Genomic DNA, 22970 nt, shown 5'->3' on the forward strand with positions numbered 1-22970 from the left:
CCATTTACCACTAGCAAATTAATGTTAAACAGGTTTAGAGTAAAAAATGTAGCAGGAATGTTTAAAGATATTGAACAGGTAAGGAAAATGAGAGATCAGGATTTGAAGAAGGAAGACCAGTAAATTAAGTCACTTTCCCTCTTAATTAAACGTTTGTTTAAGCAGATATGATCTGTTTAGAGGTCATCAAATCCATTATCTGCATGGTTAACCTTTGTATATTGTCTTGACTTTTGCTCAAAGAAGTCGGATTTTCCAAGATCAACTTCTTCATATGCTTTTATCCATTTAAGCGGATTTGTACGATATCCTTCAAACGGACGTTCAAACCCTAATTGGTTAGAGCGAACATTCGCATAAAACTTAATATAATCTTCAACATCATTTATATTAATTCCATCCATTTTGTTTCCAATGATGAATTGACCCCATTCAATTTCAAGTTCAGCTGCCTGAATAAATGTATCTTTAACAAATGTAGCAAGCTCTTCTGTATCGTACTCCGGATATTGTTTCAGTACTTCCTTGAAAATTTGGACGAATAAGTCAACATGAATTTGTTCATCACGGTTAATATAATTAATCATTGTACTTGTTGCGACCATTTTTTGATTGCGGGCCAAATTGTAAAAGAATGCAAATCCGGAGTAAAAGAAAAGGCCCTCTAATATCACATCATATACGATCGACTTTAGTAGGTTCTCAACATTAGGTTGTTCAGCAAATGCTTCATATCCATTTGTAACAAACTCATTTCGCTTTCTTAAAATCGGTTCACTTCTCCAGTATTCAAACACCTCATCCTGTACATGCTTAGGTACCAGGCTTGATAGAACATAGGAGTAGGAATGGTTATGAATGACTTCCTGCTGTGCAAGCATGATCATTAATGCATTGATACTTGAATCTGTTATATAATCAGAAACCTTACCGGCATAATCGGTTTGGATGCTATCTAATAGTGCCAGCAAACCGATAATCTTCAAGAAGGCTTCTTTTTCATCTTCTGTTAAATTGGGGTATTGCTTAATATCTTGAGCCATATTGATTTCAAAGGGTGTCCAAAAATTTGCCAGCATTTTTTTATAGCGGGGATATGCCCAAGGAAATGAAATATCATCCCAGTTTAATACGTTTGAGCTTTCACCATTTATAATAGCTGTTGAGCGGTTTGGTGCAGCTGCATCCATGATTTTTCGTTTCGTTAGTTCCATATGAAGACTCCTTTTGACCGTGTTTGAAAATAAGATCTGTACTTAGTTTTGGTGTCTAGCTGCAGCGCCTATCGCCTATCAAACTTCAAATCATCTCCCTACGATAAGTCAACATCGTTTCGCTTACGCTTACCGTGTTTCCTAAATCTTTAGTCGATGCTTCTCCAGTTTGTACGGCGATGATCAAGGCGCTTTCGCTTTTCTTAGTTAACTAGCGCAAGAATCACATTCTTCTATCGTACTGGAGGTAGATCGTAAATAATAAGTTGTCTTTAATCCTTCTCTCCATGCTGATAAATGAAGGTCAAGCAGATCCTTGGCTTTAATTGTATTTTGTACGTAAAGATTGAACGAGATTGATTGATCTATATGGCGTTGTCGTGCTGCATTTTGTTTAATGCTCCAATGCTGATCAATAAAATAAGCAGATTTATAATACCAAGTTGTTGTTGAATTAAGATCCGGAACAGTTACCGGAATTTTATAATCTTTCTTTTCTTCTGAATAAACCTTCTGGAAGATTGGATCAATACTAGCTGTACTCCCTGCAATAATAGAGGTCGAAGCATTAGGTGCAACGGCCATTAAATATCCATTTCTTACTCCGTAATTTGCCACTTTACTTTTTAGTGCGTTCCAATCAAAGCTACTTTCTTTTGTGTGATACCCACGTTTGTCAAAATAAGCACCTGTTTCCCAATCGGAGCCTTTAAACACAGAGTAGGTACCTTTTTCCTTCGCAAGTTCCATGCTTGCTGAAATTGTCAAGAAAGAGATCTTTTCGTATAATTCATCAGCAAATTGAATCGCTTCTTCATGCTCCCATTTAAGCTGTTTTAGAGCTAATAGGTGGTGCCAACCAAAGGTTCCTAATCCAATTGCTCGGTATTTTTCATTTGTTAATCTTGCTTGAAGGACAGGAATAGTATTTAAATCGATCACATTGTCCAACATTCTTACTTGGATAGGAACCAATTTTTCCAATACATCATCAGTTACAGCTTTCGCAAGGTTTATAGATGATAGATTACATACGACAAAATCACCCGGTGTTTTAATTGTAATGATTTTTCCATCTTCCGTATATTGCTCTTCCACAGTTGTTGGACTTTGGTTTTGCGTAATTTCCGTGCAAAGATTACTGCAATAGATCATTCCTTGATGATAGTTTGCGTTTTTACGGTTTACCTCATCCCGATAGAACATATATGGTGTTCCTGCTTCTAATTGACTGATCATAATTCGCTTCATAATCTCAATAGCAGGGACCTTTTCCTTTGAAAGCTGTTCATTTTGAACACATGCCCAATAACGCTCTCTAAAACTTCCATTTCCTTTTTGCTCGTCGTAAAAATCTTCTATGCTAAAGCCCATAACAGTACGGACTTCATGTGGATCAAATAAATACCAGTCAGCTCGTGCTTCAACTTGTTCCATGAAAAGGTCTGGGATACAGACGCCTGTAAAGATATCATGTGTCCGCATTCTTTCATCACCGTTATTGAGCTTGGCATCAAGGAAGGAGTAGATATCTTTATGCCATACATCAAGATAGACTGCGATCGCTCCTTTACGTTGTCCCAGCTGATCAACACTGACAGCTGTATTGTTCAATTGTTTCATCCATGGAATAATGCCGGAAGAAACACCTTTGAATCCGCGGATATCACTTCCACGACTACGGATTTTACCAAGATAAGCACCAACACCGCCACCGGATTTTGATAGATTGGCAATGTCTGTGTTGCTGTCAAAAATTCCTTGAAGACTGTCATCAATCGTATCTATAAAACAGCTTGAAAGCTGTCCAACAGGCTTTCCTGCATTTGAAAGAGTTGGTGTTGCTACTGTCATATAAAGATTACTCATAGCCCAGTAGGCTTGCTTAATAAGTGCAAGACGGTTCTCTTTATTTTCGCGAGCCATTAACGTCATTGCGATCACTAAAAATCGTTCTTGTGGCAGTTCGTACACCTGTTTTGAGAAATCCTTTGTTAAATAGCGGTCAGCTAATGTGCGAAGGCCAATATATGTAAATAGGTAGTCGTTTTCAGGGTTTAAAAAGGAACCAATTTGATCAATTTCGTCCTTCGTATAATTTTCTACTAGACTTGTGCTGTAAAGCCCTTTTGATACAAGTGTTGTAAGTAGTGCGTAAAAATCACCGTATTTTTGTTCTTTATTATATCCGCGGTTTTGCGCGGCTTCTTTATATAGCTTGGCTAAATAAATATGCGCACAAAAATAAGTCCACTCAGGTTCTAGTTCATGGATATTTGATAGTCCTTCTAAAATAAGCAGATTTGTTAATTGATCAGATGTATAGGAATCTCTTTGAAGAATCGTATTTTCAATTCTGTTCAGGTATTCATCAATATTTAGTGTTGGAAAGTGTTGATGGATATTTTTGATAAATGCAGTTAGTTTTGTAAGATCAAATGCTTCTTGTCCATTGATCATTGGAGATAAGGTAGTCTTGCTCATGAATATTCCTCCGTCTTGTCGTTTATTAGGCGGGGTAAGGAGATAAAACGACAGAAAGAGAGCAAGTTCCAAGGAAGTTGAATAGCTCAAGAGGTTTACTATCGTTTCATCTTCTCAGTCCCCGAAGAAATTGAAACTTTCACAAGGTATAGGTAGGTCTCCTGACTTATGGTCTTCCTACTATGAGTCCTTCCCATACATGAGGTACAGTGGTTTTCTCAATTCGTCACATTTACAGTTGCGGGGACAGTTCTGGATTTTCACCAGATTCCCTTTTAAGCTAAGCGCCTATTTCTTGTAGATATACAATATGTAGTTTTTGTGTGTAAATAAAAATCAATATATAGTTGATTTTTAGTATAGTTCCATCATAATGCAGTTGGATAAAATAAGCAATATAATTTTTCGCAGTAAACAAAGATTCATAGAATTGGACAATCATAGTAATGATACAAGAACAAAGATAACAGGAAAATGTAGCGAATTCAAAATAAAAGCTTTTCTCTTAAAATTATTAAATTGAATATAGTTCTAAAAAAGTCAAATTTGTTGTTTCGTCATTCATATATATGGGTAAAAGCTCCATAAAGAAAACTACTAATTTATAAGAAAAGGAGAATGGAAAATGAAATCTAGTAAAGTAAGCTTAGATAATCTATTAGGAAAAAACACAAGAGCCAAACGTAAAAATATAGTCGTTCGTGAAAGCCAAGATATGGAAGAGTGTATCATCCATAGAGAGATTCATGGAGATAAAGTCTATGTTCCATTAAATCTTGAGCGAGTTTGGAACAATATTTAGTATAAACTTAAAGCCCCAAAGCCCATTAAGGGCTTTTTTCGTGCTTTACCGAATGCTCTTCTATTGGAGTATGGTTCTGCTTTTTAAGTTTCTCTTCCATGATTTTTACATCCTCTTTAAAGTTTTCACTTATAACCGCCTTTTTACCAAATAGTAGAATTTGGTCGCCTTCCTGAATTTTTGTATCATAAATCTTCTTTCTAATCTTCATTTCACCTCTTTTGATAAACAAAACAACAAATTCCAACTGCTCATGCTCTTTTAACACTTGGCTGATTTTTTTAGAAAAGAGTGATGATTCCTTATAAATATGGAGATTGAGGAGATCATCTTCTTCCTCTGTTAAAAATATATCCCGTATCGGTAAGTCAGCTATTTCTATATTTTTTTTCAGTCTATTAGCAAAGAGTTTTGATAATAATTTCTGAACGTATGGCAGTTTTACCAAACCAAGAATGAGTATTGCTCCACCGGCGATATATAAAACTTCTTTTGTATTAATACTATTAGAAAGGAAATTACTAATAGACGATATAATCACTGCAAGTGAGACAGCACCAAACGAAATAAGAAAGATAGCCAGTTTTCTGCGGATGGGGTGGCCTAAAATAAGCTCGGATTCACCGGTTGTAAAGCCTGTACCTGTCATAAGTGATATGACTTGGAATCTTGAAACTTCCAGCTTAAGATCTGTTAACCGAAATAAAATCACATGAATTTCAATGACAGTTGCAATAACGATGAAGTAAATTAATAGAAAAAATAAAGCCATTTTTCCACCTCACCAAGATAATAATCAATTTTTACACACTACTTCTTAAAACAAAGAAATGAGCGGGGTACTTAGTTACCGCCGCTTCATTAAACTATCGCAAACTATTCATTTTTTATTTTGATAGAAAAAGAAACTTTTAGGCTTGGTAATAAGTAATAATGTTTTCTACTGTAATTTTTCATTGTAGAAGTTTACCGAATACATCGCACCTTCGCTGACCATTTTATTGTCTTCCAGATCATAGGGATGTGGATTTCCTCCCTTTTCTATTGGGAGATTTTTATTTTTTACATAACAAGAAGGTTTTATCATTCGTTTCCAATCTCTTAGTAAGTTTTCCAGCTTCATTCTATTTGACTTTGAAGATAACCATATAGATGCGGATGCTCCTATACCAACAATCATTAATGCTCGTTTCATAACAATACCTCCTTTAGATGTAGAATCGTTCATTCTACTTTTGTATTTTTTACCCGATAGATAACAGATAAAACATAATGATTTGATTAAAAATATTACAAAACGATTAAACGTGAAAAAGTAGGTTTTATTGGGAAAATAAGGTGGTACAAGATTAGCGTAAGCAAATAAGAAGAAAAACTTAAAGGAGGATGTACAAAATGAGTAAAGATAATAATAAGAAAATGACATTAGAGGAAGCAGGACGTAAAGGGGGAGAAGCTACTTCAAAAAATCATGATAAAGAGTTCTATCAAGAGATTGGACGTAAGGGCGGAGAAGCCACTTCAGAAAATCATGATAAGGAATTCTATCAAGAAATAGGACAAAAAGGTGGAGAAGCGACTTCTGAAAATCATGATAAGGAATTCTATCAAGAAATAGGACAAAAAGGCGGAGAAGCGACTTCTGAAAATCATGATAAGGAATTCTATCAAGAAATAGGACAAAAAGGCGGAGAAGCGACTTCTGAAAATCAGGATAAGGAATTCTATCAAGAAATAGGGCAAAAAGGCGGAGAAGCCACTTCAAAAAATCATGATAAAGAGTTTTATCAAGAAATTGGTGAAAAAGGCGGAGAATCACGCAGAAAACAAAATGACAATGACTAATACGAAATAAAGTGACTTTACAAGCAATGAGAGCATTTTATATTAGTAGGAAAGTAAACTAAAAGCTGCATGCATCGAAGTTCGGTGTTTGCAGCTTTTAGTATGTTTTGGAGTAAATTACGGTTTTGATCATTTAAAATTTCCCTTTTCTAAATTGTGCTGGTGTTACTCCTTCAAATTTCTTGAATACCTTTATAAAGTGACTTTGATCATGGAAATTTAATAGGCTTGAGATTTCCTTCATTGTATAGTTAGTATAATTTAATAGGTTTTTTGCTTCGTCTACTTTAGTTTGGTGAATGTATTGCCGAATTGAGATTCCAACTTCTTTTGTGAAAAGAACGGACAGATAATTTGGATTCAATGAAGTTAATTCAGCTAAATCTGATAAAGTTATTTCCTCGTAGAGATTGGTAAAAATATAATTTATGCAAATGTTAATTGGTTTAGAAAATTTATGCCTTTTGCTATTTGCAACTCGTTTAGCAAAATCTACTAGAACATGCTCGGTTAATAATACGACAGCTTTAATTTCGTCTAATTCCTCTAACCTTTGTATATATAAATCGCTAAGATTATATGCGACCTCTTGATAAAGTCCCCCTTCAACTGCAGCTCTAGTTGCTAGCGAAATAGCAACAATTCCCAAGTTTTTTTGACTACGCAAATAACTGGTCTTTGATAATATTCCTATTTTCCCTTGTTTAAAAATAGTATGGAATGTTTCTCTTATTGCCTCACTCTGCCCAAACTTTACATAATCATTGAGTTTCTTTTCAATTGCAATGTCGGTATGAACCAGTTTATTTTGGCGTTGTTCCGTTATGTGACTGGCTACATTTTCTAGCTCAATTCTTCTCTTATCTAGTTGTTCATTTTTTTCCAAGATTTCCACCATGTTCAGTTTTTGGTGATAAACCATGAAATGCAGAACCATGCTCATATTAATATAATCAAAATTACTTAAAATCGTAAGTTGGTTATAATATTGCACCATATTTTCCTTACTTGCTTTTATATCAAGGTCTTTAAAAATTCCATTAATCGTTTCTGTTGTCATTCTAAAGTTTAAAATAGGACCAACAATAATCTTTCCCTCATATTGGTTGTCGGTAAATAAATTTATAGAGAAGAATTTTTCAAGGTAGACGGTTTCCTTAAGAATTGGGAAATGATAATGTTTCGATTCGGAAAATAGTTGAATCAATAAAGCGGTATCTGATGTATACGCAGGATTAGAAATAGTACCTGAAGATTCTTCATATATCAATTTTTCATTGGAATCAAAAAGGTAAATGGGGGTTTTGTACAAATTAAATATTAATTTACAAATGTATTCTATGTCCTGTCTAGAGTATTGCATGTTTATCACCTTACTTTCTAAACGGTTAAATAATGTGTAATTCTTACACTTTTTCTGAATAACATACCATATTTATTGAGATGTAGTAACTATAATTCAATTAAGTAATCGTTTTCAAATTCTTGTAGAAGGGAGAATGTGTGCTCAAAAAATAATACATCTTTATAAAGGGATCATTCATTACAGATAAACACTGACATGATCAAATTTGCATCAAATACATTTTTTTAGAAAGAGGCGATTTCATGAATGCTACATCGGATACTTTAACAAACAATTCATTACCATCTGAAAATAATTTTGTTAATCGTTCGAAACTATGGCAAATTGGCTTATTTGCTCTAAACAATACCGCAACAAATCTCTATGCATTTGCTATGGGGTTTGTCTCATATTATGCAACTGGGATAGCTGGGTTGTTAGTTGTTGTCATTAGTACTCTATTGACTGCTACGCGGATATTCGATGGAATTACAGATCCGATTATTGGCTATGTGATAGATAAAACAGAATCAAAAATAGGTAAATTCAGACCTTTTATGATTTTGGGTAACATCATTCTAGCGATAACCGTGTTATTAATGTTTAATATTACACATCTACTATCATCAGAATGGCGTCTTCCATTCTTTATTGCAATAAATGCTATTTATATTATTGGTTATACATTTCAAACAGCGTGTACTAAAGCAGCACAAACAGTACTAACAAATGATCCGAAACAAAGACCTCTATTTGTTGCTTTTGATGCTTCGTATAATACTATTTTATTCGTTGGTGGACAATATTTTATTGCATCTATTCTTGTTCCAAAGCACGGTGGCTTTAATAGTGGATTTTTCACAGAATTAAATACAATTGTTATTGTTTCTTCTGCCATTTTCACACTATTAGCCGTTATTGGGATTTGGCAAAAGGACCGTTTGGAATTCTTTGGATTTGCAGAAAAGAATGTAAAGGTATCTATTAAGGATTACTGGCCGGTGATTAAAAGAAATCGTCCGTTACAAATGCTTATTGTAGCTGCATCAACAGATAAATTGGCGGCGGCAGTTATACGACAACCGGTTGTACCTGTTATGTTTTTTGGGCTCATTATAGGTGATTATGCGTTAAGTGGGACAATTTCCCTCGTTACTGTTCTCCCGACCCTTCTGTTAACATTTATAGGGATAGGACTTGCTCGAAAAAGTGGCCTGAAAATGTCATTTGTAGCAGCTACATGGGGTGCAGTTATTACTTATGCCCTGCTTTTAATAATCATCATTACTGGAGCACCACAAGAGATCTCTCTTTCAAACCTAGGGTATATGACGGTTGCATTTCTTGTCCTTTATACATTAGGAAACGCATTTATGGGTGTAACCGGTAACATGGTCATCCCAATGATTGCAGATGCTACTGACTATGAACTTCATATTACCGGTAGATATATTCCAGGTATGCTTGGAACAATCTTCTCTTTTGTTGATAAGGTCATTTCTTCCTTTGGAGTTACCATCGTGGGAATACTTCTGGCCATGATCGGTTTTAAAAATGCTTTTCCTGAAGTCGATACACCATTGACGACCAGTCTGTACTGGATGGGATTATTCTTTATGTTCGGTATACCAATGCTTGGATGGATTGCATCTATCATTGCAATGAAATTTTATGAACTTGATGATAAGCGAATGGCAGAAATTCAAGATGAGATTGCTAGTGTAAAACAAATTCTCGTTGATAAAAATGAAATTTCTTTGCCAAAAAATAAATAGAAAATTAACTATTTTTTACTTTTTGTTAACCAAATCAATGTATTTTTTAAAAATAAAGAGGTGCTTTTTATGTTATATCCAATTATTACAGATTCACGAACAATTATTGATTTAAACGGTATATGGTCATTTAAGCTTGATGAAGGTTTGGGCTTGGAAGAAGAATGGTATGCAAACGAACTTCAAGACACGATAAGTATGTCTGTTCCTTCATCCTACAATGATGTAGGTGTGTTCTCCAAAATAAGAAATCACATTGGCTGGGTGTGGTATGAAAGAGAATTTACTATACCAGGGATGTTATCAGCAGAGAGGATCATGTTGCGTTTTGGTTCTGCAACACATCAAGCAAAGGTTTATGTAAATGGGAGTCTTGTCACAGAGCACACTGGAGGATTCACTCCGTTTGAAGCAGAACTCAATAAATTTTTGAAACCTGGAAAAAACCGGCTCACAGTAGCCGTTAATAATATTGTGAATGAAACCACTTTACCAGTCGGCAATTATAGTTTAGAAAACATTGAAGATATTGGGAAAGTTGAAAAGAACACACCAAATTTTGACTTTTTTAATTATGCAGGTATTCATCGCCCTGTTAAGATCTATACAACGCCAAAACTATTTATTAAAGATGTCACAATTGTCCCGGATATCACTGGAAATGTGTCTTATAATGTTGAAACGTCTAATCCAGCTGAGATAAATATCAAGGTGATAGATGAAGAAGGAAAAGTTGTTGCTGAAGAATCAGGGAGTGAAGGTAAAGTTTTTATTCCTTCTGTTACTTTGTGGGAGCCATTAAACGCATATTTATATACCTTAAAAATAGAACTAAATGAAAATAATAGAGTACTAGATGTATATGAACAACCTTTTGGAGTTCGTAAAGTTGAAGTGAAAGATAGTCAATTTTTGATCAATAATAAACCATTTTATTTTAAAGGGTTTGGCAAGCATGAAGATACCTATATTAATGGACGTGGCTTTAATGAAGCAGCAAATGTTCTTGATTTTAATCTATTAAAATGGATTGGAGCTAATTCATTCAGAACTGCTCATTATCCATATTCTGAAGAAATCATGCGACTAGCGGATCGAGAAGGAATTGTTGTTATTGATGAAACACCCGCTGTCGGGATTCATTTGAATTTTGCTGCTACAATGTTTGGTGCACCATACCGTGACACATGGAAAGAAACGGATACATTTGAAGCACATAAGCAGGTTATTGAAGAACTAGTTACTCGTGATAAAAATCATGCATGCGTCGTTATGTGGTCAGTGGCAAATGAACCGGCATCGGAAGAAGAAGGGGCACTGGAATATTTTGAGCCGCTAGTCAAACTAACAAGAGAACTTGATCCGCAGAAACGTCCAGTCACAATCGTAACACATGGAGGAGCCAATCCAGATACAGATAAAATTGCTGAAATAATAGACGTCCTTGCACTTAATCGTTACTATGGTTGGTATTCAGAGGGAGGAGAATGGGATAAAATACGATTGAAATTACGCGGAGAGTTCGATAAATGGAAAAAACGATGCCCAGGAAAACCTATTATGTTTACTGAGTATGGTGCTGATACTGTGGCGGGTTTTCATGATGTTGATCCTGTGATGTTTACAGAAGAATATCAAGTGGAATATTATCGTGTAAATCATGAGATTTTTGAAGAGTATGAGGAATTTATTGGTGAACAGGTTTGGAATTTTGCTGATTTTGCAACAAGTCAGGGCATAGTCCGTGTTCAGGGGAATAAGAAAGGGATCTTTACACGGGAACGTAAGCCAAAAGCTGCTGCTCACGAATTGCGGAAACGCTGGAATGATATACCGAACTTTGGATATAAAAAGAAGCAAAGTCTGAATAAGGACTAGTCTATTCAAGTTAGTAGTATTCAATCATCTTGACTGTAGTAAGTAGATTAGCCTGCTGGGGGGCTGTGTAATATAGACTTCATTTTTATATGTACCAAATAGAACAGTTAATTTCAAAATAGTGGATGATTGAGGGCCTAACGATGTGAATCTTGTTTCTATATACGAATAATGTAAGTTCCTCCCGAATTCTGTAATGTAAAAAGAATTTAGGGAGGATTTTTTATGTTTAAAAGGTATAGAGACATGTTTATAGTTTTCGCTGTTGGCGTCCTTGTGATTGTAGGGCCTACTTTTACAGCTTCAGCGCTAGGGGAAAGGATACTCACGAAGGGGTCATCAGGTAAGGATGTTGCCGAACTACAGGATTATTTGATGACAAAAGGAGTATTCCCGTATCATACATCTACTGGATACTATGGTGATATCACTGTAGAGGCCGTCAAGGACTTTCAGCGTAAACGCAACCTGAAGGATGATGGAATTGCCGGGCCGCAAACAAACCATGCGTTAAAAGTGTTGCGAAATGGAAACATTGGGAAGCAAGTTATACATATTCAGTATCAGTTAAAGCAAACAGGTCACTATAAATCAAGTGTAGATGGTATATATGGAGACGGCACAGTAAGTGCGGTCAAGAGCTTTCAAAAGCAACAAGGACTTGCGGTTGATGGAATTGCAGGACCAAATACAAGGTCGGCGTTAGATCGTAAGGCTGAGCGTGGTTCAGCTGCAGGTAAAACATTAACGGTGGAAAGCACAGCATATACGGCAAGTTGTAACGGTTGTTCAGGTGTGACGAGAATGGGTCTTGATTTGAAAAAATATCCCGATGCGAAAGTAATCGCGGTAGACCCCAACGTCATTCCACTTGGTTCCATTGTAAAAGTAGATGGTCATGGTATTGCCATAGCAGCTGACACAGGTGGCGGTGTGAACGGGAATTCAATCGATGTGTTCATTCCTAACCATGATGATGCTCTGCAATGGGGGCGAAAAAACGTACGTGTGGAAATAATTGAATAAGGGTAAGAAGCTGATATACGCTATTTTGTAGATCAGCTTCTTTTATGTGTTGGTTTAATGTACTCTTCGCTCAAAGTTTAGTTGAATCCTGTACTCATTTACCTGAACAATATCGGGGAAATGATGGAACTTGCTGCCACCAAGTAGGGATGAAGTGGTAATTATAATAAGGCGTATAATTGTTGTTATGATTGTAATGGTTGTTAGTTGTAGGATTGTGGTGGTTATAAAGAGTATGGTGATTGTACTCTGCTGTACATGCCCCCGGCTGTCCCGGATGTGCTCCGGTAGTAATGGTATGATAATGTTGATACATATTTAACTCTCCTTTACCTATAAATAGTTAGAAGCTGATATAACCTATGCACAACATAGCTTATTTGTATGGACTTTTTTGTAAATGGGAATTTGATGAAAAATGAAGTGATTAATGGATAATATATAATTGAAAAAATTGTCACAAAACCAGTTATCATAATTTAGGTTGTTTTCGCAAAGGTTGTTGCTTAAGAATTTATAGTGGAGCGCAATGGAACGGACTATTTTTTCCCTTTAACACTAAATTAAAAAACAACAAAGTATGCATGTGAATGGATAAATTTAAAGTGAGGAAATTTCTGCCTTGGATTTTTCAGCTTTATGGAAGGAAAAAGGATTATATTAATTTCCTTTTTCCATGGAATCTAAGTTGTTATTTATCAAATATCTTTCCTTGATAATCGTTTGATGATGCAGTTCATGACCGGCAATAATGTATGCCAGTGCACGTGCAGTAATAGGGTGGTTTAATACTGTTCCAGTACGGATCCATGAATCCTCAAGAAGGCTGGAGATCAATGAAGAGGTACACTGTCTTACAATCGTAAAATCTGAAAGTATGTCCTTGAAATCAAGCTGTCTGAAATTTGCATTAGTCATAAATAAATCTTTATCAAAGGGAGTAAATGAGACCGTATCGCCACGAGCAATGACAAGAAGGTGATAACTCAGCACACGTTCTACATCTGCCATATGTCCGACTACTTCTTTCAATCTCCATTTTTTCTCCTCATATTGGTATTCTGCTTGTTCACTGGTTATATTACTTAGAAGATTAATAGTTGTTTTTTGCTGCTTCTTTAGAATATCTTGTAAGCCTTTGTCAGGAACAAGCTCCAAGTATCTCTCAAAATACGGATGATATTCATTCATATTAGGACGTTCCAGCATTATTACCGCCTCCATACTAGTTATACCTTCATGTTAACTCATCTTAATATAAATGTTAATTTTTAACTGTAATTCTTTTTGAAATTACAAAAAAACCGCCTCATTAAGAGACGGTTCTACGATCTTTTAAAAATCCATAAAAAATAGTAAAAACAGGGGAAAGGTATAAGAAAAACGCGAAAGGTAAGAATGCCAAAACAGGTACACCTAGAGTTTGAGCAAAGAACGCACCACTAACTCCCCAAGGGATAAGCGGGTTAATTAACGTTCCTGCATCTTCCAGCGTTCTAGATAAATATTTTCGATCCAGCTCCATGTCTTCATATAGGGACTTAAATGATTGCCCTGGTATTAAAATAGACAAGTATTGCTCACCAGTAAGTAAATTGACACCTAATGAAGAAGAAGCTGTTGAAAGAATCAACTGTCCTTTTGAATGAATTCGACCTATTAACCCGTTTAGTAATGTCGGAATGATTTTGAGAGAATCCAACAATCCTCCAAAAGCAAATGCGATTAGAATAAGTGAAATCGACCACATCATGGATTGTAAACCGCCACGATTTAACATATTGCTTATTTGTTCATTTTCAATTGAAAAGGTTGTCCCGTTTTGTAAGACATGTAGAAACTGACTAAATGAAATTCCTTGTATGCTGACTGCCGTTATTGCTGCCGTCACTATACCGATAATTAATGAAGGGATAACGGGTATACGTTTAATGGCCAAAATGATTACAATAATAGGAGATAACAAGGTTAAGCTGCTTACCTGAACCTGTGATTCAATTGCCAAGACCATGATTTTCATTTCACTAAGTGATGTAACATCGATAGGAGCCATTCTTCCCAAAATAAAGAAAATAACGGTTGTAATGAGTATACTAGGAATCGTTGTTAAAGACATATGTCTTATATGAGTAAATAAATCAACCTTTGCAACACCTGATGCAAAATTTGTTGTGTCTGACATAGGAGACATTTTGTCCCCAAAACAAGCTCCTGAGATAATAGCTCCGGCAACCCATTCGATTGGTAAACCGATTGCAATGCCTGCCCCCATTAGAGCAACTCCGATTGTGCTCACTGTTGTAAAAGAGCTTCCAACTAAACTTGAAATGACCATACAAGAAAATAGTGATGTGATAAGCAAGTAATCGGGGTTGATGATCGTTAAGGCATACGTCATGATCGTTGGAATGGTCCCACTGCTCATCCAGGCACCTATTAACATACCGATTAATCCTAATATAACAATTGGCTGGATACCACTTTGGATTCCTTTTATTAAGCCTTCTTCTAACTTTTTCCATCCAAATCCTCGTAACAATCCAATTAGTAATATGACCAATAAGCAATTGAGTAGTGCTATATGTGGTTCAGTTTTTAATAAAAATAAACTTAAAAAAATAACAGCTAATATAAGAAGGAGAAGCCCGACAGCTTCTTTAAAATGAAACGTTCCTTTTTCTTTACTCATGAAAAACTCCTTTATAACTTAAACGCTTTTACGCTTTTTCGTACAAAAGTATTATACCAGTCTAGTTTTTTGTGTCAATTTAAAACAGTATTTTGAATGTTCTAAATTTGATGAATGTTTTGTTGGTATAATAATTTACAAAAAGAAAAATCAGTGAAAAAGTTCACTGATTTTTAGAGTCTTTTTTAAATTGTTTTCGCCATATCTTTTAATTGGTCCGAAGTGTCGGCAATTGAATGGATCGCATTTGAGACGTCATTTATAACATCTGTAAAGTTTGTCAGGTCTGTTTTTGCTTGCTCACTTTGTTGTTTGTTTTTGTTCATAATATCAAGTATCGTATCAAAGAATGAGCTCATATCATCCATTTGATCAGATCCCTTTGTTGTTAAATCTGCCACTTTGTTAATCGAGTCAGAAATACTGTCAATTTGAGTGTGTATATTTGTGATTAAGCTAGATACACCCTGTACAGAACTTTTTGTTTCTTCTGCAAGCTTGCGAACCTCACTTGCTACAACAGCAAAGCCTTTTCCATATTCCCCGGCACGAGCTGATTCAATCGCTGCATTTAATGCTAATAAGTTTGTTTGTTCGGCAATGGATGTAACAATAGAAACAACTTGATTAATTTTCTCGGATGTTTGTTCAAGAGACTTCATTTTTTCAAGGATTTCAACATTGCTTTGTTCAATGAATGTCATTAGTTTACTTTGCTTTTCTAAATCACTTTTTCCGTGGTGAGCTTGTTCTTCCGCGGTTGCGGCAGCTTCCGAACGGTCAACTGAATAAGAAGCGATTTCTTGTGATTGAGCGAGAATTTCCTGAATAAAAGCCTTTGTATGATCAGTTGTCTCTGCTAATTGTGCAGCCAGATGGTTTACTTCCGCACGAATTTGCTGTTTTTCATGCTCGCTTTCCGCGCGGACAGAAGCATATTCACTTTCATATGCTTCTAAAACAATCTGTTGTTCCAGGCTAAATAATTTACTGATGCTCTGAATGGCTTGTATGATTTCACTTTTTGAGTGGAAATGTGGCTCAATTGTATGAATGACAGAAGCAAGAAGCTGCTGAAATCCAGCCATATACCATTTTGCCTCAAGGCCGATTTTTACATGGATATGTGCAATTCTTCTCATTCGTTTAACATCTTCAGCATCCATTTGTCCATTAAACATTTTCAATACATGTGCTTTAAGCGTTTCTTTTAAGCGGTCAACAGAGCTGTGATTGTTAATAATATCAATAAGACCTTGTCCGGCTTCAAATGATGCATAAAAAGTTTGAACAATTTCTTGAATGTTTTCTTCAATATAAGGTTTAACTTTCAATGCAATCGCCAGGTCGTGTTTTGTGATGTCGAGCATGTTGATTTGTGAGAGTAATTCCGGTTCGTCTATTTGTAAAACAACTTTTGATAAAAGTGCTTCGTAATCTTCGTTTTGTACTGAATTAACGGCTTTCTTCTCTTTTCTAAACGATAAGATACCCATGAAAATAATTCCCCATTTCGTAAATATATACTTACTAGGTATATCGGCATGGAAGATCAGAGTATTTAGTTTTTACCAAAAATAAAAAAGGCAGAAACTAAATTCTACCTTTTGAAAAGTAAATTATTTTGCAATTAAGACTGGAATGGTTGATAATTGTGAGACCTTTTCACTGACACTGCCAAAAATTAATTTTTTTAAGCCGCTAATATTCCGGTTACCGATGATGATCAAATCACCTTCGTTTTCTTGGGCGTAGGAGACGATTGCGTCAGAAGGTTCACCGTAGGATACAGAGACATTTGCTTTCGCATGGTGATGTTGTAGTATACGATTTGCCTCTGTTTCCAGAGTGATTTCTTCTTGACTTTTGTCTGGAAAAACTTCTGAAGATTCAGGGTTTAGTTCCTGTTCCTGTGGTACAGGTATTGCAGGATAGTTTCTCATTTCTCCAACCGGATAAGAGTGAACGGGTGAAATTAAAGGTGTTTGCTCCTGGTCTGTTAAGGGATTTAGGGATTTTTCTTTACTTATATATACGACTGATAACTGAGTGTTCATTTTTTTACTCATATTAATTCCTAATTCAAGTGCTTCTTTACTATCGTCTGTCCCGTCAAATGCAACAATTAAATGGTTAAGTTCTTTCATGTAAAATCATCCTTTCAAATTGGATTTTGATAAGACCAAATTAAAAAATGAAATTAAGTAAAATGCTGATGACGACAATTGCTCCAACGACCATTAAAATAGTTCGTACCATGAATGATTCCTCCTAGTTTGCTTATTCCATGTTTGCTTTCATAGCTGGTTGTAACATTGGTTTTTTCGCTAGTGTTGCTTCTGAAGAAATGATCTTCTTTAAATCGTTTAATTTTAAATGTGAATATTCTCCGTTAATAATGAACGTTATTTCTTGTCCGTTTTTAACAGTTAATAAATAGGTAATAAAGGTAGTGAAATTTTCAGCGTTGATAACGCTTTTATTTCTTGTTACTAAGTAAATACTTCCGTTATAGGATTTTGCTAATTGACTAATTTTTATCACTTGATCAATTCGTAAATGATTTTTAAATGTGAATTGTAATGTAATGGGTTTATTCATATGAATTCCTCCATAAAAAATGTTGTATGTTTGTTTTCTCTTTACTTACCTCCTCTTGTATGGTGGGAAACCTATTTGAAGAAAAATACTTCAATAGTCCTGCGATAGTACTTGGTACCTATACGACGTATAATGTCGGATGAAAAACATTCATCTTTTAAGGGAAACAAGGTATAGTAGAAGGTGAGAGAGGAAGGAAGATGGGGATGGAAAAACTAAAGTACATAAGCATGCTTTCTGCCGTTGTTACACAGATTGTTGGAATTATTTTTTTATTTATTAACATAAAAATTGCCATTGGATTATTTTTTGTTTATTTTCTTTCATTGCTTGTTTTAGTTATAACTTTTATTAAGATTAGAATAGATGAAAAAAAGGAGGACGACAAAAATGATTATCGTGACTACTGAGACAGTTCCAGGTAAAGAAACAAAGGAATATAAGGGCTTTGTTAGAGGCAGTACTGTTCAATCTAAACATATTGGAAAAGATTTAATGGCCGGGTTAAAAACAATTGTTGGCGGCGAACTAAAAGAGTACACAGAGATGATGGAAGAAGCTCGTCAAAAAGCGATCTTTCGTATGGTTGAGGATGCGAAAGAAAAGGGTGCTAATGCCATTGTATGTATGAGACTTGAATCATCCGCGGTCATGCAAAATGCATCAGAAATCATCGCTTATGGAACGGCAGTTATAGTAGAAGAATAATGGAAAAGAAAAAAGGGCAGCCAGCCCTTTTTTTAGTAGCAAATCCCAACTCGTTTATAGATAAATTTATTGTTTAAAAGTTCATGATAGGCAAAATGTGCTGTATCTTGGACAGAGATTTCCTTTCCGTTTGAGGGAAGAAAGTCAGGAGTAAAACGGTAATTTTTCGTTAAAGTTCCATCTGGAAGATAAGTTGGGCATACAATTGTCCACATTAAAGAACTGGATTGAAGGTATTGATAGGCTGTTACATGTTCTTCAGCGGCTCTTGTAGTTTTTCTTCTAGATTCATTTGATTGATATCGATAAAGATCCGGTTGAGATCGGGATTGGAGGATACCTGCCGTTCCAATTGTTACAACCCTCTTGATTTGATTGGACTCCATCGCCTTGATGATATGAGGTGTAGCTGTTGAGAGAAGCTGTTGACCATCTGTGCTTAATGCGCTAATGACAGCTTCCTGGTTTTTGATTGTTTTTAAAACATCCTCATACTGTGCTGCATCACCTGCTATGACGTTTAAGTTGGGTGATGCTACATCCACTTTCTCAGGAGAGCGAACAAGTGCTGTTACGAAATGCCCATCACGTAAAAGATAAGACAAAAGTTCTTTCCCCACACGACCTGTTGCTCCAAATAATGCGATATTCATTACTAAAACTCACCTCTTAATTATGCTGTGTTTTCATTAATGTAACGTATATCCGTTAATAATGGAAATAAACATGCCTATTAGAGGGGTGACTGTTAATCTGACTTCTTCTTTACTAGATCCCAATAGTATATTTGTGGAAAACGAACATATATCATATATTCATGAAATAATGTATAACCAACAAACCCAACTTGCTTCCAATCAATCGCATCAAACATATCATTCAGCTCCTTTTCAAAAAAGGTATGTGAATAGGGAAGTCATTTTCTTTACGAGGAATGATGGTGAAATCATATAAAGATCATTTGAGGGTTTACTTATACTATATGGTCGAAAGAACTTGTTTGATACATTTTCATTCAACTGAAAGAGACCAACACAATGTGTTGGTCTCTAGCCAATTATATGGAATTGTTATTGTTGAGAATAACCGCTCATAGATTGTTGAGCCATTGATACTAAACGCTTAGTGATTTCTCCACCTACAGAACCGTTAGCACGTGAAGTAGTTTCTCCACCAAGGTTAACACCAAACTCAGAAGCGATTTCATACTTCATTTGATCAATTGCTTGTGCTGCTCCTGGTACTACTAATTGATTTGACGAATTGCTGTTTGAACTATTTTGTGCCATCTTATATTCATCTCCTCATAAAAGGTTTTTAATGGTTGGGTTAGCTGGGATTGCACCAACATATGGAGGATGTTGTCCTTCATAGCCTAACTCGGCGTAACCCATTGATAAAAGGTAGTTGGTTGTGTGTTGCGCTGTTGTTACTAAGTATTATGGATTTTTTCTTTTATTATATTCATCTTTTTTATGGTAATTTTTTCATCTTTGCTTGTTTAAAAGAAATTCAAAAACATCTGGTTGATTGTTTGTATTATGAGTCAATGCTTTAGAAAATATACGTTTATATATAAAGGTGCAATTTACGAGAGAACTTACATAAATGATGATTTATTATGGGATTCTATAGCTATGAGAGTAATAAAGGGGATGACATGATGCATTTATGTCCTTTGTGTAACGGGCTTGAGCAGAGAACGTTTCAATGTCCAAATTGTCATACGATTATGGAAGATCAGGGAAAGATAACGGATTATTTTGATGATTACAGTGCATATATGGATATTGACATTATGAAACTCTATGATGGTCAACCTGCTTCACTGGAAAATCATCTATGCTTACATTATTTTTACTGTCCAAGTTGTCAGCATCAAGAAACTACTTCTATTCAGGAATAAGAAAGAGAGGGCCGGAATGGACCTCTCTCAATGTTTACTAGTAAATCATATAAAGTTTAAATTGTGGCTAGCGCTTTGACATCCAGCTCCGAAGCACAGGACGTGCAAGTGCAGTTGTTGCGACAGGACGTCGCGTTCTTAGACTGCCAGCGCCTAGCCCCTCGAGGTCATAAGCCAATTAAGAATTGAAGGCAAAGAACGCCTTCTATTCTTAATCGTCTTATTTGCCCAAGGCTGACCAAGGCGCTTGCGCTTTTGATTTATTTCTCACCTGCTGGGCGAATTCTTAATTCTGTTTCGTTATCGAAGAAGTGAGCTTTGTTCATATCTAATGCTAAGTCAAGTGATTGACCTGGTTTTACGTCAGTACGAGAGTCAACACGAGCTACGAAAGATTGACCATCGATTTCAGAGTAAAGCATTGTTTCAGCACCCATTAACTCGGCAACTTCAATTTTTGCTGTGATTTTAGTACCGTGGGAAGCATCAATGAAAACAGGCTCATCATGGATTTCTTCAGGACGAACACCCATTAAGATTTCTTTATTCACATAGCCTTGCTCACGAAGGTATTTCATTTTTCCTTCTGGTACAGCTACAGATGTTTTTCCAAATGAGAATTTGCCATCTGTTAAAGTACCTTTGAAGAAGTTCATTGCAGGTGAGCCGATGAATCCGCCAACGAATGCATTTTCAGGCTTGTCATACACTTCTTTAGGAGAACCTACTTGTTGAATTAGACCATCTTTTAATACAACAAGACGAGTAGCCATTGTCATCGCTTCTGTTTGGTCATGTGTTACGTAAATAGTTGTTGTTTGTAAGCGTTGGTGAAGCTTAGTAATTTCAGCACGCATTTGTACACGAAGTTTCGCATCAAGGTTTGATAAAGGTTCATCCATTAAGAATACCTTTGCATCACGAACGATCGCACGACCTAAGGCAACACGTTGACGCTGACCACCTGATAAAGCTTTTGGTTTACGTTGTAGGTATTGCTCAAGACCAAGGATTTTCGCTGCTTCGTTTACACGACGTTCGATTTCGTCTTTTGGTAATTTACGAAGTTTTAGACCGAATGCCATGTTATCATATACATTCATATGTGGGTAAAGAGCGTAGTTTTGGAATACCATCGCGATGTCACGGTCTTTTGGTGCAACATCATTCATACGTTTTCCATCGATGTAGAAATCACCTTTTGAAATTTCCTCTAAACCTGCAACCATACGAAGTGTAGTAGATTTACCACAACCAGATGGACCTACGAATACGATAAATTCTTTATCTTGGATATGAAGATTGAAATCTTCTACCGCTGTTACTTTATTGTCATAAATTTTATAAATATTATCTAATTTTAACTCAGCCATTTCTTAATTCCTCCCCTTATTTGAAAGCGTTTTAACTTGGTTTTATTGTAAGGGATTTCACTTAAAGAAGTAAACGTACAAGTTGCACGAAAAATACTAGGCTCTTTTGTGCAATTTGTAAACGCTATCCTAGTTCTCGTAATGAACCAAAATACTTGCTAGAAAGATAAAGGCTGCATTTGAAAATGTACGAATATCCAATCCTGTTTTTTCTAGTAATTTCTCCAGTCGATATTGAAGACTATTTCTGTGAATAAATAATCTTTTCGCTGTAGATGATGCATTCAAATTGGAGTGGAAAAATGCTTCAATCGTATGGTGGAGTTCTTTGTCCTCTATTGCCTCTAGTAAGTGATTTGAGAGTATGTCTTTTTTACTCGCAGTAGGGGTTTTCATGATGAGAATCGGAAGTGCCTCATAAAAGTTCATCACTTTTTCGCGATTACTAGTTCGATGTAAAGTATGAAAACAGCTTTGTTCTAATAAAAACTTTTTCTTTAGATCTTCATCATTTTTTTGAAGCTGCCCTATATAAATAAACGGTTCAACATAAAAGTCAGTGGTCAGTGTATCACTAAAGTCTTTTAACATATCTATTTCAAGTGTAACCTGAGGTTTGTCTTCTACAATGATACCGTGTGAAAAACTTAACCAAATAACAAGCTCGGAGTTTATGATTCCTTTTACAGCTTCTTCAAAGTTTTGTTTATCATCAATTGGTTGTTTTAAGAAAAAATAATAAAAACGAACAGATGTGTTTTCAGTAGGCAATGGAGATTGTCCCATCTCTTCTGAAAATAAAAATGTATACCATTTTTGTTGACTGATTGTAAATGAATCTTCACTAATATTTTCTAATGGTTGAAAGAGGGAGGAGAGTAATTCTTTTTCATTAGCGTGTATAGCCGTTTTTGAAATTCCAAAAACTTGACCTGCATCTGTCTGAAACCAGTCATAGGTCGTATCATGTGGAATATATGTCGTTGTCATTGCGTTTTTATAATGTTTCATCAAGTTATCTAACATGAAATTACTCCTTTTTATCCGTTGTCCATAACTCTATTATAAGTAAGAAACAACATGTATAAAAGGAAAAAGACAGTTCGATATGAACTGTCTACTTATCAGCTAAATAGGGAGGATCTTCTTCTATAAGATCGCGGGCTTCTTCAATATTTGTAGAATCCTCTCTCATGTGGACAGAGCCTCCTGATAACCCTTCATTAATCATACGATCTATATCTAAATATGCCTTGTCTTTACCTTCATAATTAAGATCTTGCTTTACACCTAATTCTTTATCGGACATTTTTTTAACCCTCCT

The 22970-nt window shown here is 35.5% G+C and carries 24 protein-coding genes and 1 riboswitch; of the genes, 8 read left to right on the top strand and 16 right to left on the bottom strand.

What is annotated here, in order from left to right:
• Positions 1 to 176 precede the first annotated feature (176 nt).
• The gene (locus BK577_RS25140; RefSeq protein ID WP_078435542.1) at positions 177 to 1214 is read right to left on the bottom strand and encodes a ribonucleotide-diphosphate reductase subunit beta; all 1038 of its coding nucleotides are present in this window, start codon (positions 1212 to 1214) and stop codon (positions 177 to 179) included.
• Between the two features lie 207 nt (positions 1215 to 1421).
• Positions 1422 to 3698: a ribonucleoside-diphosphate reductase subunit alpha gene (locus tag BK577_RS25145; protein ID WP_281252653.1), complete on the bottom strand. Its 2277-nt coding sequence runs from the start codon at positions 3696 to 3698 to the stop codon at positions 1422 to 1424.
• A 134-nt stretch (positions 3699 to 3832) separates the two neighbouring features.
• Positions 3833 to 4005: riboswitch (cobalamin riboswitch) on the bottom strand.
• A gap of 318 nt (positions 4006 to 4323) precedes the next feature.
• Here BK577_RS25145 and BK577_RS26245 point away from each other — a divergent pair.
• Positions 4324 to 4500, top strand: coding sequence for a hypothetical protein (locus tag BK577_RS26245; protein ID WP_169908500.1), 177 nt, complete (start codon positions 4324 to 4326; stop codon positions 4498 to 4500).
• A gap of 25 nt (positions 4501 to 4525) precedes the next feature.
• On the opposite strand, the gene BK577_RS25150 is transcribed toward BK577_RS26245, so the two are convergent.
• The gene (locus BK577_RS25150) at positions 4526 to 5272 is read right to left on the bottom strand and encodes a hypothetical protein (protein WP_078435543.1); all 747 of its coding nucleotides are present in this window, start codon (positions 5270 to 5272) and stop codon (positions 4526 to 4528) included.
• A 168-nt stretch (positions 5273 to 5440) separates the two neighbouring features.
• Positions 5441 to 5695 (bottom strand): hypothetical protein, encoded by a 255-nt coding sequence (locus BK577_RS25155; RefSeq protein ID WP_078435545.1) that lies wholly within the window; start codon positions 5693 to 5695, stop codon positions 5441 to 5443.
• Positions 5696 to 5895: 200 nt separating this feature from the next.
• Between BK577_RS25155 and gsiB the strand changes: the two genes are divergently transcribed.
• Positions 5896 to 6345, top strand: a complete 450-nt coding sequence (gene gsiB, locus BK577_RS25160; protein ID WP_078435546.1) for a glucose starvation-inducible protein GsiB — start codon at positions 5896 to 5898, stop codon at positions 6343 to 6345.
• Between the two features lie 133 nt (positions 6346 to 6478).
• Here the strand turns inward: gsiB and BK577_RS25165 are convergent, their stop codons facing one another.
• Positions 6479 to 7708, bottom strand: coding sequence for a helix-turn-helix domain-containing protein (locus tag BK577_RS25165; RefSeq protein WP_078435547.1), 1230 nt, complete (start codon positions 7706 to 7708; stop codon positions 6479 to 6481).
• A 245-nt stretch (positions 7709 to 7953) separates the two neighbouring features.
• Between BK577_RS25165 and BK577_RS25170 the strand changes: the two genes are divergently transcribed.
• From BK577_RS25170 to BK577_RS25180, 3 genes are all read left to right on the top strand, one after another.
• Positions 7954 to 9465, top strand: coding sequence for an MFS transporter (locus tag BK577_RS25170; RefSeq protein WP_078435548.1), 1512 nt, complete (start codon positions 7954 to 7956; stop codon positions 9463 to 9465).
• Between the two features lie 69 nt (positions 9466 to 9534).
• Complete coding sequence (gene uidA / locus BK577_RS25175; protein WP_078435550.1) at positions 9535 to 11343, top strand: beta-glucuronidase; 1809 nt, start codon at positions 9535 to 9537, stop codon at positions 11341 to 11343.
• 225 nt (positions 11344 to 11568) lie between these two features.
• Positions 11569 to 12369, top strand: a complete 801-nt coding sequence (locus BK577_RS25180; RefSeq protein WP_078435551.1) for a peptidoglycan-binding protein — start codon at positions 11569 to 11571, stop codon at positions 12367 to 12369.
• 660 nt (positions 12370 to 13029) lie between these two features.
• On the opposite strand, the gene BK577_RS25185 is transcribed toward BK577_RS25180, so the two are convergent.
• The 5 genes from BK577_RS25185 to BK577_RS25205 all read right to left on the bottom strand — a co-directional run bounded on the left by BK577_RS25185 (position 13030) and on the right by BK577_RS25205 (position 17659).
• Positions 13030 to 13578, bottom strand: a complete 549-nt coding sequence (locus BK577_RS25185) for a DinB family protein (protein WP_169908503.1) — start codon at positions 13576 to 13578, stop codon at positions 13030 to 13032.
• 103 nt (positions 13579 to 13681) lie between these two features.
• Positions 13682 to 15058 (bottom strand): Na+/H+ antiporter NhaC, encoded by a 1377-nt coding sequence (nhaC, locus tag BK577_RS25190; protein ID WP_078435554.1) that lies wholly within the window; start codon positions 15056 to 15058, stop codon positions 13682 to 13684.
• A gap of 185 nt (positions 15059 to 15243) precedes the next feature.
• The gene (locus tag BK577_RS25195; RefSeq protein ID WP_078435556.1) at positions 15244 to 16554 is read right to left on the bottom strand and encodes a globin-coupled sensor protein; all 1311 of its coding nucleotides are present in this window, start codon (positions 16552 to 16554) and stop codon (positions 15244 to 15246) included.
• A 123-nt stretch (positions 16555 to 16677) separates the two neighbouring features.
• Positions 16678 to 17205, bottom strand: coding sequence for a universal stress protein (locus tag BK577_RS25200; RefSeq protein WP_078435557.1), 528 nt, complete (start codon positions 17203 to 17205; stop codon positions 16678 to 16680).
• 133 nt (positions 17206 to 17338) lie between these two features.
• Positions 17339 to 17659, bottom strand: coding sequence for a hypothetical protein (locus tag BK577_RS25205; protein ID WP_078435559.1), 321 nt, complete (start codon positions 17657 to 17659; stop codon positions 17339 to 17341).
• Positions 17660 to 17865: 206 nt separating this feature from the next.
• On the opposite strand from BK577_RS25205, the gene BK577_RS25210 reads away from it, so the two are divergent.
• Together BK577_RS25210 and BK577_RS25215 are read left to right on the top strand one after the other, a co-directional pair.
• A complete protein-coding gene (locus tag BK577_RS25210) occupies positions 17866 to 18069 on the top strand; it encodes a hypothetical protein (RefSeq protein ID WP_139367461.1) in 204 nt (67 codons plus the stop codon).
• On the top strand, positions 18050 to 18367 hold the full coding sequence (locus tag BK577_RS25215) for a YbjQ family protein (protein ID WP_078435566.1): 318 nt from the start codon (positions 18050 to 18052) through the stop codon (positions 18365 to 18367). Before BK577_RS25210 ends, BK577_RS25215 begins: the two co-directional genes overlap by 20 nt.
• Positions 18368 to 18399: 32 nt before the next feature.
• On the opposite strand, the gene BK577_RS25220 is transcribed toward BK577_RS25215, so the two are convergent.
• The 3 genes from BK577_RS25220 to BK577_RS25225 form a co-directional block, all read right to left on the bottom strand.
• Positions 18400 to 19020, bottom strand: coding sequence for an NAD(P)-dependent oxidoreductase (locus BK577_RS25220; RefSeq protein WP_078435567.1), 621 nt, complete (start codon positions 19018 to 19020; stop codon positions 18400 to 18402).
• Positions 19021 to 19115: 95 nt separating this feature from the next.
• Positions 19116 to 19241, bottom strand: coding sequence for a hypothetical protein (locus BK577_RS26710; RefSeq protein ID WP_264143627.1), 126 nt, complete (start codon positions 19239 to 19241; stop codon positions 19116 to 19118).
• Between the two features lie 196 nt (positions 19242 to 19437).
• Positions 19438 to 19656 carry an alpha/beta-type small acid-soluble spore protein gene (locus BK577_RS25225; RefSeq protein ID WP_078435568.1) on the bottom strand — a complete coding sequence of 73 codons (219 nt, stop codon included), beginning with the start codon at positions 19654 to 19656 and terminating at the stop codon, positions 19438 to 19440.
• A 374-nt stretch (positions 19657 to 20030) separates the two neighbouring features.
• Between BK577_RS25225 and BK577_RS25230 the strand changes: the two genes are divergently transcribed.
• A complete protein-coding gene (locus BK577_RS25230; protein WP_078435569.1) occupies positions 20031 to 20273 on the top strand; it encodes a hypothetical protein in 243 nt (80 codons plus the stop codon).
• 260 nt (positions 20274 to 20533) lie between these two features.
• Here the strand turns inward: BK577_RS25230 and BK577_RS25235 are convergent, their stop codons facing one another.
• From BK577_RS25235 to BK577_RS25245, 3 genes are all read right to left on the bottom strand, one after another.
• Complete coding sequence (locus BK577_RS25235) at positions 20534 to 21646, bottom strand: ABC transporter ATP-binding protein (protein ID WP_078435570.1); 1113 nt, start codon at positions 21644 to 21646, stop codon at positions 20534 to 20536.
• 129 nt (positions 21647 to 21775) lie between these two features.
• Positions 21776 to 22672 carry a PucR family transcriptional regulator gene (locus tag BK577_RS25240; RefSeq protein WP_078435571.1) on the bottom strand — a complete coding sequence of 299 codons (897 nt, stop codon included), beginning with the start codon at positions 22670 to 22672 and terminating at the stop codon, positions 21776 to 21778.
• Between the two features lie 91 nt (positions 22673 to 22763).
• Positions 22764 to 22955, bottom strand: a complete 192-nt coding sequence (locus BK577_RS25245) for a hypothetical protein (RefSeq protein ID WP_078435572.1) — start codon at positions 22953 to 22955, stop codon at positions 22764 to 22766.
• Between the last annotated feature and the right edge of the window lie 15 nt (positions 22956 to 22970).

The organism is Metabacillus halosaccharovorans (assembly GCF_002019635.1).
GTDB lineage: Bacteria > Bacillota > Bacilli > Bacillales > Bacillaceae > Metabacillus > Metabacillus halosaccharovorans.

Coding starts and splice junctions, on each gene's coding strand:
- BK577_RS25140 (WP_078435542.1), bottom strand. CDS start 1,214: ATGGAACTAACGAAACGAAAAATCATGGATGCAGCTGCACCAAACCGC.
- BK577_RS25220 (WP_078435567.1), bottom strand. CDS start 19,020: ATGAATATCGCATTATTTGGAGCAACAGGTCGTGTGGGGAAAGAACTT.
- BK577_RS25150 (WP_078435543.1), bottom strand. CDS start 5,272: ATGGCTTTATTTTTTCTATTAATTTACTTCATCGTTATTGCAACTGTC.
- BK577_RS25215 (WP_078435566.1), top strand. CDS start 18,050: ATGATTATCGTGACTACTGAGACAGTTCCAGGTAAAGAAACAAAGGAA.
- BK577_RS25200 (WP_078435557.1), bottom strand. CDS start 17,205: ATGAAAGAACTTAACCATTTAATTGTTGCATTTGACGGGACAGACGAT.
- BK577_RS25170 (WP_078435548.1), top strand. CDS start 7,954: ATGAATGCTACATCGGATACTTTAACAAACAATTCATTACCATCTGAA.
- gsiB (WP_078435546.1), top strand. CDS start 5,896: ATGAGTAAAGATAATAATAAGAAAATGACATTAGAGGAAGCAGGACGT.
- BK577_RS25235 (WP_078435570.1), bottom strand. CDS start 21,646: ATGGCTGAGTTAAAATTAGATAATATTTATAAAATTTATGACAATAAA.
- BK577_RS25210 (WP_139367461.1), top strand. CDS start 17,866: ATGGAAAAACTAAAGTACATAAGCATGCTTTCTGCCGTTGTTACACAG.
- BK577_RS25165 (WP_078435547.1), bottom strand. CDS start 7,708: ATGCAATACTCTAGACAGGACATAGAATACATTTGTAAATTAATATTT.
- BK577_RS25155 (WP_078435545.1), bottom strand. CDS start 5,695: ATGAAACGAGCATTAATGATTGTTGGTATAGGAGCATCCGCATCTATA.
- uidA (WP_078435550.1), top strand. CDS start 9,535: ATGTTATATCCAATTATTACAGATTCACGAACAATTATTGATTTAAAC.
- BK577_RS25245 (WP_078435572.1), bottom strand. CDS start 22,955: ATGTCCGATAAAGAATTAGGTGTAAAGCAAGATCTTAATTATGAAGGT.
- BK577_RS25195 (WP_078435556.1), bottom strand. CDS start 16,554: ATGGGTATCTTATCGTTTAGAAAAGAGAAGAAAGCCGTTAATTCAGTA.
- nhaC (WP_078435554.1), bottom strand. CDS start 15,058: ATGAGTAAAGAAAAAGGAACGTTTCATTTTAAAGAAGCTGTCGGGCTT.
- BK577_RS25230 (WP_078435569.1), top strand. CDS start 20,031: ATGCATTTATGTCCTTTGTGTAACGGGCTTGAGCAGAGAACGTTTCAA.
- BK577_RS26710 (WP_264143627.1), bottom strand. CDS start 19,241: ATGTTTGATGCGATTGATTGGAAGCAAGTTGGGTTTGTTGGTTATACA.
- BK577_RS25180 (WP_078435551.1), top strand. CDS start 11,569: ATGTTTAAAAGGTATAGAGACATGTTTATAGTTTTCGCTGTTGGCGTC.
- BK577_RS25145 (WP_281252653.1), bottom strand. CDS start 3,698: ATGAGCAAGACTACCTTATCTCCAATGATCAATGGACAAGAAGCATTT.
- BK577_RS25240 (WP_078435571.1), bottom strand. CDS start 22,672: ATGTTAGATAACTTGATGAAACATTATAAAAACGCAATGACAACGACA.
- BK577_RS25225 (WP_078435568.1), bottom strand. CDS start 19,656: ATGGCACAAAATAGTTCAAACAGCAATTCGTCAAATCAATTAGTAGTA.
- BK577_RS25185 (WP_169908503.1), bottom strand. CDS start 13,578: ATGCTGGAACGTCCTAATATGAATGAATATCATCCGTATTTTGAGAGA.
- BK577_RS25205 (WP_078435559.1), bottom strand. CDS start 17,659: ATGAATAAACCCATTACATTACAATTCACATTTAAAAATCATTTACGA.
- BK577_RS26245 (WP_169908500.1), top strand. CDS start 4,324: ATGAAATCTAGTAAAGTAAGCTTAGATAATCTATTAGGAAAAAACACA.